The 11833-nt window shown below is 68.2% G+C and carries 8 protein-coding genes and 1 pseudogene; 5 read left to right on the top strand and 4 right to left on the bottom strand.

All coding sequences use genetic code 11. The features are described from left to right. Positions 1-1000: 1000 nt before the first annotated feature. The 3 genes and pseudogenes from NBRGI_RS04370 to NBRGI_RS04355 form a co-directional block, all read left to right on the top strand. Positions 1001-2023, top strand: a pseudogene (locus NBRGI_RS04370) (tetratricopeptide repeat protein); the annotation flags it as partial. Between the two features lie 174 nt (positions 2024-2197). Beyond that, positions 2198-4657, top strand: a complete 2460-nt coding sequence (locus NBRGI_RS04360; RefSeq protein ID WP_029892958.1) for an excinuclease ABC subunit UvrA — start codon at positions 2198-2200, stop codon at positions 4655-4657. 147 nt (positions 4658-4804) lie between these two features. Further along, positions 4805-5770, top strand: coding sequence for an enoyl-CoA hydratase/isomerase family protein (locus NBRGI_RS04355; protein ID WP_029892957.1), 966 nt, complete (start codon positions 4805-4807; stop codon positions 5768-5770). Here the strand turns inward: NBRGI_RS04355 and NBRGI_RS04350 are convergent. Continuing rightward, positions 5748-6962 carry an MFS transporter gene (locus NBRGI_RS04350; protein ID WP_051727495.1) on the bottom strand — a complete coding sequence of 405 codons (1215 nt, stop codon included), beginning with the start codon at positions 6960-6962 and terminating at the stop codon, positions 5748-5750. The two genes, NBRGI_RS04355 and NBRGI_RS04350, sit on opposite strands and share 23 nt — an antisense overlap. A 106-nt stretch (positions 6963-7068) precedes the next feature. Between NBRGI_RS04350 and NBRGI_RS04345 the strand changes: the two genes are divergently transcribed. Next, positions 7069-7773, top strand: a complete 705-nt coding sequence (locus tag NBRGI_RS04345) for an AraC family transcriptional regulator (protein ID WP_370627688.1) — start codon at positions 7069-7071, stop codon at positions 7771-7773. A 9-nt stretch (positions 7774-7782) separates the two neighbouring features. Here the strand turns inward: NBRGI_RS04345 and NBRGI_RS04340 are convergent, their stop codons facing one another. Next, a complete protein-coding gene (locus tag NBRGI_RS04340) occupies positions 7783-8802 on the bottom strand; it encodes a crotonase/enoyl-CoA hydratase family protein (RefSeq protein WP_029892954.1) in 1020 nt (339 codons plus the stop codon). Positions 8803-8931: 129 nt separating this feature from the next. Here NBRGI_RS04340 and NBRGI_RS04335 point away from each other — a divergent pair, with 129 nt between their 5' ends. Then, positions 8932-10566, top strand: coding sequence for an acyl-CoA dehydrogenase family protein (locus NBRGI_RS04335; RefSeq protein WP_029892953.1), 1635 nt, complete (start codon positions 8932-8934; stop codon positions 10564-10566). A gap of 3 nt (positions 10567-10569) precedes the next feature. Here the strand turns inward: NBRGI_RS04335 and NBRGI_RS04330 are convergent, their stop codons facing one another. Further along, the gene (locus tag NBRGI_RS04330; protein ID WP_029892952.1) at positions 10570-11295 is read right to left on the bottom strand and encodes a PaaX family transcriptional regulator C-terminal domain-containing protein; all 726 of its coding nucleotides are present in this window, start codon (positions 11293-11295) and stop codon (positions 10570-10572) included. Positions 11296-11467: 172 nt separating this feature from the next. Then, positions 11468-11800, bottom strand: a complete 333-nt coding sequence (locus NBRGI_RS04325; RefSeq protein WP_029892951.1) for a histone-like nucleoid-structuring protein Lsr2 — start codon at positions 11798-11800, stop codon at positions 11468-11470. Positions 11801-11833: the final 33 nt, after the last annotated feature.

The following is an 11833-nucleotide window of genomic DNA, read 5'->3' as shown; positions in this document are numbered from 1 at the left end:
TTCACGATAGGGGACCCAGATTCTGGGTCCCCTATCGTCGTTTCAGCACCTTGAAGTGCCAGGACGACATCGCCGTGTCAGGCCCCCACCAGGACACGTGATTCAATTTGTGGGGCCCCCGACCAACTCTTGCGGACCTCAGAAAGGGATCACCGTGTCGGAACAGAACGACGACCGGAACTCCTTCCGGCGCGGCGAGGGATCCGATCGCCCCTCTCAGGGCAGTGGGGCCGGCGACTCGTCGAGGAACCGTCCCGACCGCGATAGCGGCCAGCGCGGCGGTTTCCGGCGCAACAGCGACTCCGGCGACCGGAACAACTCGAGTGAGCGCGGTGGATACCAGCGCCGCGAGGGTTCCGGCGGCTACAACCGCGATTCGGGCAACCGTAGCGGCGGCTCGGGCGAACGCGGCAGTAGCGGTGGCGGATTCAACCGTTCCAGCGAGCGCGGCGGGTTCAACCGCAACAGCGAGTCCAGCGAGCGCGGCGGATCGAACCGCGGCAGTTCTGGCGACCGCGGCGGGTTCAATCGCTCCGGCGAGCGCGGCGGATTCAATCGTGGCGGCGATTCCGGTCGCGGGGGCTTCAACCGAAGCGACTCGGGCGAGCGCGGTGGTTACAACCGTGGCGCCGACTCGGGCCGTGGTGGTTTCGATCGCGACCGCGGCTCCGAGCAGCGCGGCGGCTCCGGCGGTTTCAATCGTCGTTCGGACGATCGTGGCGGCGATGCAGGCAGCCGCGGTGGTTTCAAGCGCAGCGGCGACTCCGGCGAACGTGGTGGTTTCAACCGCGGCGGTTCCGGAGACCGCGGGTTCAACCGCAGCGGCGACTCTGCCAACCGCGGTGGTTTCAAGCGCAGCGATGATTCGAACGAGCGCGCCGGCTTCAACCGCGGCGGCTCCGGAGACCGTCAGGGCTTCAACCGCGGTGGCGATTCCGACAGCCGTGGCGGGTTCAACCGCGGCGGTGGCTCCGGTGAACGGGGCGGTTTCAAGCGTGGCGATTCCGACGATCGCGGCGGCTACAACCGCGATTCCGGCGGGCGCGGCGGTGACAACCGGGGCGGCACTTCGAACGATCGCGGCTTCAACCGTGGTGGTGATGCCGGTGAGCGTGGCGGTTTCAAGCGCGGTGGCTCGGGCGATCGTGGCGGCTCCAACCGAGGAGACTCCGACCGCGGGAACTTCCGCCGTGCCGGCGATTCCGGTGGCCGTGGCTTCGATCGGGGTGGCGAATCGCGGGGTAGTGGGCCGGACGATCGTCGGCGCGGTGGTGAAGGCGCCCGCGTCGGTGGTGGCGATCGGTCGCAGGACCGGCGCGCGCCCCGCCCGGAGGAGCCTGATCTCCCCGATGACGTGCAGGCCGCCGATCTCGAGCCTGCGGTCCGCCGTGATCTGCTGAGCCTGGACAAGTCGAATGCGGAGGCCGTGGCCCGGCATCTGGTGATGGCGGCTCGGCTCATCGACGACGATCCCCGCCTGGCGCTTGCGCATGCGCGCGCCGCACGTCAGCGTGCGGGCCGTATCGCGGTGGTCCGGGAGACTGCCGGCGTCACGGCGTATCACGCGGGTGAATGGGCGGAGGCCCTGGCCGAGTTGCGGACCGCGCGCCGGATGTCCGGTGGTTCCGGTCTGCTCGCGGTCATGGCGGACTGCGAACGTGGTCTCGGCCGTCCCGAGCGCGCGATCGAGCTCGGCCGTAGCGATGAGGCCCGCGCCCTCACCGGCGATGAGGCCACCGAGCTGCGCATCGTCGTCGCCGGCGCCCGCATGGATCTCGGCGAATACGACCAGGCCGTGGTCACTTTGCAGACCTCGGAACTGGACCCGGCACGCACCGGCTCGGCCGCGGCCCGCCTCTTCTACGCTTATGCCGACGCTCTGGTCGCCGCCGGCCGCACCGACGAGGGACTCACCTGGTTCCTCAACGCGGCCTCCGCCGACCTGGACGGCGAAACCGACGCCGAGGAACGCGCCGACGAACTCACCGGCAACAACTTCCCCGACAACGACCTGGAGCAGTGACGCACACCAGCCCGCACGGCTAGCACTCATCCGAGTCCGAGGCCTTGTGTGGCACCGGTGCAATACGTAGGCAGGAACCAACCCTGCGCCGCGCTCAGCGATTCCGAACATTCGACCGGATAGGTGACCGTGCGGTCGGTTTGACTCACTCGGTTGTGCTGAAGAGGGGTGTCGATGTCCGAAGTGCGGTTGCCGAAAGCTGTCGAGGTGGTCGGTGCGCGTACGCACAACCTCCGAAATGTCGATGTGGACGTCCCTCTTTGGTCGTTGGTGATGCTGACCGGACTGTCGGGGTCGGGGAAGTCGTCGTTGGCGATGGGGGTGCTGTACGGGGAGGGGTCGCGGCGGTACCTGGACGGGTTGTCCGCGTATACGCGGCGCCGGATCGGGCAGGTGGCTCGCCCGGATGTGGATCGGGTGGATTTTCTGCCGTCAGCTTTGGCGCTGCGGCAGCGGCCGCCGGTGCCGGGGCGGCGCAGCACGGTCGGGACGATGACCGAGGTGCTCAACGTGGTGCGGCTGATGTTTTCCCGGCTCGGCCGGCATGTGTGCCCGAACGGGCATCGGATCGAGCCGACTCTGGCAGGCAGTGCGCAGCTGTGGTTGGACTGCCCGGTGTGCGGGGTGCATTTCGAGCATCCGAGTGCGGAATCGTTCTCGTTCAACACGCTGGGCCGTTGCCCCGGCTGTGACGGCCTCGGCGTGCGCGACGAAATCGACACGGCGACCCTGATTCCCGACGAAAGCCTGAGCGTCGTCGAAGGCGCGGTAGCACCGTGGAATCTGGCGGGCCGCAGCTACATGCCGCAGGTGGCCGCGGATCTCGGGGTGCGGATCGAGGTGCCGGTGGCGGAACTGACCGACGCGGAGCGGGCGATTCTGCTCGACGGCCCGCCCGAACCGCGCCAGGTTACCCTCACCAGCAAGGCGGGGCGCGCGGTGAGCGCGACCATGATCTACGAAAGTGCCCGTCGCGCAGTGCAGAACGCGGCGGCGAAGACTACGAGTGAAACCACCCGTCAGCGACTGAGCAGGTTTTTCACCACGCACGCCTGTCCGATCTGTCAGGGCAGCAGGTTGCGGCCCGAGGCGCGGACGACGACGCTCTCGAACCTCGACATCGCGCAGGTGAGTACCGAAAGCCTGGACGCGCTGGCAGATTTCGCGAGACAGGTACCGGCGACCCTGCCCGCCGAGATGCGGCCGCTGTCGGACCGGCTCGTCGAGGAGCTGACCGCGGCCGTGGAACCGCTGCGCCGGTTGGGTATCGGATATCTCAGCTTGGATCGGGCCGGGGCGTCGCTGTCGACGGGGGAGCGGCAACGGATCGAGTTGTCGTCGACGTTGCAGGCGCGTTCCACGGGCATGCTCTATGTGCTGGACGAACCGTCGGTCGGCCTGCATCCGGCCAATGTCGACGGATTACGCGCGGTGCTGCGCGGCCTTGTCGCGGCAGGCAATTCGGTGGTGGTGGTCGACCACGACGTCGCGTTGCTGCGCGAGGCCGATCACCTGATCGAGATGGGGCCGGGGGCGGGCAGGCAGGGCGGGACGGTGGTCGCGCAGGGGAGCGCCGCCGATCTCGCGGCCTGTGCGGAGTCGGTGACCGGACCGTACCTTTCCGGCAGTGCCGACACGCGCTTGCGCGCCCCGCACCCGATCGACACCGCCGCCGCATTGGAGATCACCGTCGACGAGCTGTACACCCTCCGCCACGTCAGTGCGCGAATCCCGCTGCGGCGCTTGACCGTAGTGACCGGTGTGTCGGGATCGGGCAAGACCGCGCTGGTATTGGACAGCCTCGTTCCCGCGCTCACCGCGGACGTACCGCCCGCGCATGTGCGGCGACTCGACCGCGCGGGCATCCGCGCCGTGGTCGAGGTGGACGCGACCCCGATCGGCAACAACTCCCGATCGACCCCGGTCACCTACTGCGGCGCACTCGACCCGATCCGCCGCTGGTTCGCGAAGGAATCCGGCCGCACCGCCGCGCAGTTCTCCTACAACACCGCGGCGGGACAGTGCCCGACCTGCCTGGGTCTGGGCGAGCTGGACCTCGACATCCAGTATCTGCCAGATCTCACTGTCAGCTGCCCGGACTGCCACGGTGCCCGCTACAACCCGGAGGTGCGCGCCGTCACGGTCGACGGTTTGACCATCGCCGATGTGCTGTCGCTGACGGTGGCCGAGGCGGTCGACCGGTTCGCCGCGCACCCGAAGATCGTTGCGCCCCTTCGTGCGGTGCGCGATGTGGGCCTCGGCTACCTGTGCCTCGGCGAGCCCACGCCGAGCTTGTCCGGTGGTGAGGCCCAGCGACTGCGCCTGGCTACCGCGCTGCGTTCCGAGCAGGCCGACACGTTGTATGTCTTCGATGAACCTTCGATCGGACTGCACCCCAACGATGTTCGTACCCTGCTCGCCGTGCTGGATCGGCTGATCGACGCGGGCGCAACGGTTCTCGTCATCGATCACGATCTGGACGTGATCGCCAACGCCGACCACATCATCGACCTGGGACCCGGCGGGGGTCCGGACGGCGGGCGGATCGTCGCCACCGGCACGCCCGCCGAGATCGCCGCGGTGGCCGCCAGCCGGACGGGCTACTGGCTCGGGCGCCATCTCGCCGGGCAGTGAGCCGACTCTGTGCGTACGGTCCACCGGCGACCGGCCGGGTCGTGCACGCGGACAGTCTTCTCCGCGATCCCGTCGAACCACCCAATAGGGAGCGGTTGTTTTCTATCCTGGTTGTCGCGGGAGAAGTCCATCGGCAGAAGAGGAACCATGAGCCTGATTCGTACCGACCGAGACGGTGCCGTTCTCACCGTATGGCTGGACAATCCGCCCTACAACTTCCTGACCAGCGCGATCATGTCCGAGCTCGCGGCGCTGCTGACCGAGCTCGACAGTGACGCCGAAGTTCGCGCCGTGGTGCTGACCAGCGCGGTCGAGGACGTGTTCGTCAGCCACTACGACGTGGCCGAGATTCTGGCGGGCGCGCAAGCCGCGCCGGTCACCCTCACCCAGCGCACGGCATCGGCGGCCCTGCACGCGAGTCGCGCCGCCGACCGGATCCCGGGCGGGCAGGCCGTATTGGCTCGGGCCGGCGCGAGCGGCGTCGCCGATCTGCGGCAGTACCACGAGGTCTGCCGACGAATGCGCAACGCGGACAAGGTATTCATCGCCGCACTCAACGGACGCACCTTGGGCGGCGGCTGTGAGCTGGCCTTGTCGTGTGATCTGCGGCTGATGGCCGATGGTCCGTTCGAGATCGGCCAGCCGGAGATCCTGGTGGGCATCATCCCCGGGGGCGGCGGCACGCAGATGCTGACCCGGGTGCTCGGCGTGGGCCGGGCGATGGAACTGTGCCTGGAGGGTGCGCCGATCACACCCGCCCGTGCACTCGAGATCGGTTTGGTGCACCGCCTGGTCGAGCCGTCCGGCCTGCTCGCCGAAGCGCGGGCGACCGCAGCCCGGCTCGCTCGTCGCTCGCCGGTGGCGGTCGGCGCGCTGAAACGCGCCATCTACGAAGGCGGTTCGGAGCCGCTCGAGAAGGGCCTGCACTATGAGCGCGCCGGTTTCCTGGAGACGAGTTCCACTCCGGCGGCCAAGCGTGCGATGAAGGCTTACCTCGACGAGATCCGTGCGGTGGAGTCCGACGGCCGCGACCTGGCGAGTTTCGTGGCCGAACGGCTGCCCCGCTGGGTCGAGGGCAGCGTGGTCGACTTCACGAATTCCGCTGCGCAATAACAGGTTCGCCAGCCGCTCTGGTCCGATCGATTGGTGGCAGCAACAGACTGAGCCCGATCGCGGCGACCGGCACGAAGCACAGCGTGGTGAGAACCGCCTGTGGCCCTTCATGATCGGCGATGAGGCCGAGCAGCGGCACGAAGAGCCCGCCCACGCTCACCGCGAGCCCCAGGGTGACGCCGGCGGCGGTGCCGGGACGGCTGGGCAGGTAGTCCTGGCCTAGCTTGACCAGCACCGCGAACGGGATGTTCACGATCACACCGGTGAGCGCGGCCAGGGCGAGCGCGAGGTGCGGGCTCGGCACGATCCGCAGTGCGGTGATCGCGGGAATCGCTGCGGCACTGCCGATCTGGATCGTGCGGGTCATGCCGATACGGTCCGCGATGCGGCCGCCGAGCAGGGTGCCCGCGACGCCGCCGATCAGGAAGGCCGCCAAAGCGACGCCGCCCAGGGTGGGCGAGCTGCCCAGCGCCTTGATCCAGTACAGCGCGAGAAATGTGTTCAGGCCGAAAGAGATGATCGAGCGCACCACCGCGACGGCGGTGAGCACGAAAAACGGCCGCCAGCGATCGTGTCCGGCGGCGACGACCATGCCGCGCGCACCCGCCGTGCGCCGTAACTGGTAGCGCCACAGCACGAATCCCATCAACACCGCGGGCGGGATGAACAACGCGGTCGCCCCCACGCCGTAGGCCACCAGGGCCGGTGTCGCGAGTGCGGGGGCGAGGAAGAACCCGACGCTGCCGCCGGCCGCGAACAGGCTCATCGCGGAAGCGCTGTGGCCCGCGTCGCGGCGGGCGTCTCGGCCGGCCGCTGGATGGAAGGCCGCGATGCCGAGGCCCGAGATGAGCAGCAGCGTCCACACCAGCCAGTAGGCCGGTGCCAGCCCTGCGAGACCGGCCCCGACGCCTGCGACCGCCAGCCCCGCGGGCGCCAGCCACAGCAGCCGCCACCGGTCGGCGAGCACCCCGAGGATCGGCTGCGGCAGCGAACTGCCCAGGGTCGCGGCGAGCGCCAGCCCCGACGCGGCCACATAGCTGTAGTGCCGCTCCAGCACGAAGAACGAGATGCTGGCGGGCACGAGGCCCTGGTAGAAGTCGTCGACCGCGTGCGCGACCATCCAGTACCGCATCCGTTTCCACGGCGACAGGTGCTCGGTCCGCAAGGTCTGTTCGAGCTCGGCGCTCACCATCGAAAGTCCTCCTCCATCCGTACCGACCAGCAGCCTATGAACGGAATGGGGTTGCCGACTTCCGATAAAATGCCCAGCTGTGCCGATATTCAGCCAAGATTCGACGGTGGCGAAGACGCTGAACGGTGGCGCGCGCATCGATCGGCACCGGCATGCCGAGCACCAGGTGGTGTATCCGAGTTCCGGGGTGGCCGAGGTCCGCACCGACGCGGGGAACTGGATCGCGCCCGCGGACCGGGCGATCTGGATTCCCGCCGGGTGTGCGCACGAGCATCACTTCTATGGGCCGACGCGATTCCACACCGTCGGCTTTCCGTTCGATCTGGCTCCCGACTGGACCACGCCCTCGGTAGTCGCCGCGGTACCGCTGGTCCGCGAGCTCATCATCACCTGTTCGACCGCGACCGACCTGCCCGACGACGAACTCGTTCCCCTGCGCCGGGTCCTGCTCGATCAGTTGCGGCGCAGCCCCGAACAGCCGTTGCGGTTGCCCGCCGCGCGGGACGAACGTCTCCGAAAGGCTTGCGCGCTGGTCGAATCCGACCTGACCGAGGTGCGGACGCTGGCCGAGCTCGGGCGCCAGGTCGGTGCGGCCGAGCGGACGTTGACCCGATTGTTCCGCACCGAACTGGCGATGACCTATCCGCAGTGGCGCACGCAGCTGCGCCTGCATCATGCCGTGCAGTTGCTCGCCGAGCGGGTGCCGGTGACCGTCGTCGCGCATCGGTGCGGCTGGTCGTCGGCGAGCGCGTTCATCGAGGTCTATCGCCGCTCACTCGGCCACACGCCGGGGGCGTACCGGCCGAACTGAACGGGTCGCCTATTTTTCGAACTGGGCTCGCTTCCAGTCGCCGTACGGTTCGTCGCGTTCCCGGACGGCCTCGCGGAAACCTTCGGTGGCCGCGCGCAATTGGAAGGCGTAGCCCTCGCGGGTGTGCCGGGAGATGCCGTCGAAGACCGTGCTGATCATGCCGGAGTTGGCCACGCCCTGGGCCAGCAGTGCGCTGTTGAGTGCCAGTTTCGCCATGATCAGCTGATTGACCGGCATCCGGGCGATGCGCTCGAGCAGGGCCTCGGTGCGTGCGTCGAGTTCATCGGCCGGTGGCGCCTCGACCGCGAGGCCCCATTCCTCGGCCTGCTTGCCGGACAGGCAGTCACCGGTGAACAGCAACCGTTTCGCGCGTTGATCGCCGAGCCGGTGCGCCCACATGCCCGCGGCCGGGATGCCCCAGACCCGGGTGGGCGGGTAGCCGATCTTGGTGTCGTCGGCGCAGATGATCTGGTCGGCGTAGAGCGCGATATCGGTGCCGCCCGCGACGGCGAAGCCGTGCAGCTTCGCCACGGTCGGTTTGTTGGCGTACAGCAGGCTGGCGAAGCCGCGGTTGAACCGGCTCATCATCGCGTAGTCGACCATGGGATCCCAAGTGTCCCGAGGGTTGTGGTTGCGCGCCTGCACGACGGGATCGAGCACGGTGCCGGCCGGTGAATCCGCCGCCTCGGCGGGGCCGAAGGAGTTCTCCGCGAAGATCGACAGGTCGTACCCGCCGCAGAATCCTTTGCCGCGCCCGGACACCACCATCACGTGCACCCGGGGGTCGAGGTCGGCGCGTTCGACCGCGTGCGCCAGCTCGACGGGTGTGTCGGAGGTGATGGCGTTGCCGTGTTCGGGACGGTTGAACGTGATCCGGGCGATCCGGCCGGTGACCTCGTAGGTCAGTGTGCGGTAGGTGGCCTCGGCGGGCGGGAGCGGACGGTCCGACCAGGGGGAGTCGGGCGACTCGGTGAGTCCCTCGTACCAGGCGGCCGGGCGGGTGCCGGAGTGATTGTCGAAGTCGGGCAACGGGTTTCCTGACTATGTCGGAGTATTCGGTGCGTGCGCGGCAGAACCGATTCCCATATTACATACTTGTATCAATCGACGGAACACTGTAATACTGGCGAGTATCCGGAGCCTGCGAAAGGACCTCCCATGCCCACTCATTCGGTGACCAATCAGGTACCTCCGCTTGTTGACTACGACGCTGCCGAACAGCCGGTGCTGCTCGAGGCGTTGCAGCGGGCTGGAGCGGAGCACGCGCTCGACGAGCTGCACACGATCGGGCGGCTCGCGGGCAGCGCCGCGGCCATCGAACTCGGTGATCTCGCCGAAGCGCACCCGCCCACGCTGCGGACGCACGATCGGTTCGGCAATCGCGTCGACGAGGTCGTCTACGACCCGAGCTATCACCGGCTGATGACCTACGCGATCGAGTTCGGCTTGCACGGTGCGGTATGGACCGATCCGCGGCCGAATCCGCACCTGACGCGAGCCGTGAAATTGAGCGTGTGGGGTCCAGTCGACGCCGGGCACGGCTGCCCGATCTCGATGACCTACGCGGTGGTGCCCGCTCTGCGCGCAGCACCGGAGCTCGCCGCGCAGTACGAACCACTGTTGTGCGCACGGGAATACGACCCCGGCCTGCGTGCTCCGCTGACCAAGCGTGGGCTGATCGCCGGGATGTCGATGACCGAGAAGCAGGGCGGCTCCGACGTCCGGGCCAACACGACCACCGCCACACCGATGTCGGACGGCACCTATCGGATCACCGGGCACAAGTGGTTCACCTCCGCGCCGATGTCGGATGTGTTCCTCGTCCTGGCTCAGGCGCCGGGCGGCCTGTCCTGCTTCTTCGTGCCCCGGGTGCTGCCCGACGGCACGCACAATCCCTTTGCGCTGCAACGGCTCAAGGACAAGCTGGGTAACCGCTCCAACGCGAGCAGCGAGGTCGAGTACGACAACACGGTCGGCTGGCTGGTCGGCGACGAGGGGCGCGGTGTGCCCACGATTATCGAGATGGTCAACCTGACCAGGCTCGACTGCACCCTGGGCACCGCGACGGCGATGCGCACCGGCGTCGCCGCCGCCGCGCATCACGGGGCGTACCGCAGCGCGTTCGGCGCGACCCTCGCCGATCAGCCGCTGATGCGCAATGTGCTCGCCGATCTCGCGATCGAGGCCGAGGCCGCGACCACGGTCGCGCTGTGGCTCGCCGAACTCACCGACCGGGCGACGGCCGGGGTGGACGGCGCCGACGAATTGCGCCGGATCTCGCTCGCGGTGAGCAAATACTATGTGTGCAAGCGCGGCCCGATCCACGCCGCCGAGGCGCTGGAATGCCTGGGCGGCAACGGATATGTCGAGGAGTCGCGGATGCCACGGCTCTACCGGGAAGCGCCGCTGATGTCGATCTGGGAAGGTTCGGGCAATGTCGCTGCACTCGACACGCTGCGCGCCATGGCCAAACAACCGGAAACCCTCGGCGCGTTCTTTGCCGAAGTCGAACGCGCCGCGGGCGCGGATCGTCATCTCGATGCCGCGATCGCGCGGCTGAAAACACAATTCGCGGACTTCGACACAATTCAGCACCGGGCCCGGCGGATCGTCGGTGCGATGGCACAGGTGCTACAGGCGTCGTTGCTCGTCCGCTACGGCCATCCCGCGGTGGCCGACGCTTTCACGGTCAGCCGGCTCGGTGGGGAACACGGCGATGTGTTCGGCACGCTACCGACCGGTATCGATACTGCCGCGATCATTCAGCGCGTGACGCCGAAGACGGCGCACTGAACCCTAAGCCTGCGAGGGGGCGAGCAGCTGCTCGGCGAATGCCATGAATTCCGTACGGAAAGCGGCATATTCGGCGCGCAGCTGCGCACCAGGCCAGTCGGCGGGCAGCAGCGGCTCGGGCAGCAACGGATCGTCGAGAATATGCCGCACCGCCGCCGCGGCCACTTCGAACCGCTCGCGCAGCGAGGTCGAATCCGTGAAGGCGCGCAGCAGCCGCTGTGCGTCGCGCGCCCAGAGTTGCGGCGCGAAAAGGGTTTCCGCGAGCTCGACCGGTGAATCGTGCGGTGCCGCGGTGAACACGGAAACGCGCCTGCTCGCATCCGGCCCGAGCGCGATCTCGACGTTCGCGGGCCGGGTCCAGACGCCTTCCCGCAATTCGCCGAGTTTGCGTGCGCGCATGGTGTCACGGAACGCGGTGCGTGCGGGCGCGTCGTCGCCGACGGCGGTCACCACCGCCAAATACCATCCCCCGTCCCAGGTTTTCAACACCGGACTGACCGCGGCGTCCTGCCTGCGCTGTCGTTCGATCAGCCGGTCGGAGAGCCGGTACACGCCCTGCCCGCGTTCCAGGTCGCCCATGGCGACCATCCTGGTCAGCGCGACGCGCACGGCCGACTGCTGCAGCCCGAGTTCCTCGGCCACCGAAACGATCCAGCTGACCGGCGCCTGGGCCGGGTGTGCACCGAGCAACGCGCTCAGAATCGCCGACCGCGCGGTCAGCTTCCGCATGCGCATCCCCACACACCCCGTCCTACCCGAGTTACCGTCGGCCGATTCAGGCCATCCGAAACCGGAATTCTACCGACGAGTCCGTCGCTCCCGTCGCAAGCCATCGCTCGCGCCGAGTACTCGGCGGTCGTCGCGTGCCGGTGTCGCGATGCAGGTCGAGGGGGATTCGTCGCTAGTTCGCGTTGTTATATGCCGCGACAATGTCGGCCGGGATCCGGCCACGGGTGGATACGTTGTGCCCGTTCTTCCTGGCCCATTCCCGGATCGCGGCTGTTTGCTCGCGATCGGTCGCGGAAGTGGCTTTCCCGGTGCCTTTGCGCTTCGCCCGGCCAATCTTGCGCGCCTTTTCCGCCCAGGGCTCCAGGGTCACGCGCAGCTTACCCGCGTTCTTGGTGGACAGATCGATCTCGTAGGCCACCCCATCAATCGAAAACTGAACTGTTTCATTCGCTTTCGACTTGCCGTCGTAGTCGTCGACGAGGGTGACGGTGACTTTCTTGGCCATCGGTGCGTCCTTTGCGTAGTCACGGGTATCGCT

It is taken from the genome of Nocardia brasiliensis IFM 10847 (genome assembly GCF_000710915.1).
Classification (GTDB): domain Bacteria; phylum Actinomycetota; class Actinomycetes; order Mycobacteriales; family Mycobacteriaceae; genus Nocardia; species Nocardia brasiliensis_A.
Note: the sequence above shows the minus strand (reverse complement) of the source record. Positions and strands in the feature narration are given on the sequence as shown.

Coding starts and splice junctions, on each gene's coding strand:
- NBRGI_RS04360 (WP_029892958.1), top strand. CDS start 2,198: ATGTCCGAAGTGCGGTTGCCGAAAGCTGTCGAGGTGGTCGGTGCGCGT.
- NBRGI_RS04355 (WP_029892957.1), top strand. CDS start 4,805: ATGAGCCTGATTCGTACCGACCGAGACGGTGCCGTTCTCACCGTATGG.
- NBRGI_RS04350 (WP_051727495.1), bottom strand. CDS start 6,962: ATGGTGAGCGCCGAGCTCGAACAGACCTTGCGGACCGAGCACCTGTCG.
- NBRGI_RS04335 (WP_029892953.1), top strand. CDS start 8,932: ATGCCCACTCATTCGGTGACCAATCAGGTACCTCCGCTTGTTGACTAC.
- NBRGI_RS04330 (WP_029892952.1), bottom strand. CDS start 11,295: ATGCGGAAGCTGACCGCGCGGTCGGCGATTCTGAGCGCGTTGCTCGGT.
- NBRGI_RS04325 (WP_029892951.1), bottom strand. CDS start 11,800: ATGGCCAAGAAAGTCACCGTCACCCTCGTCGACGACTACGACGGCAAG.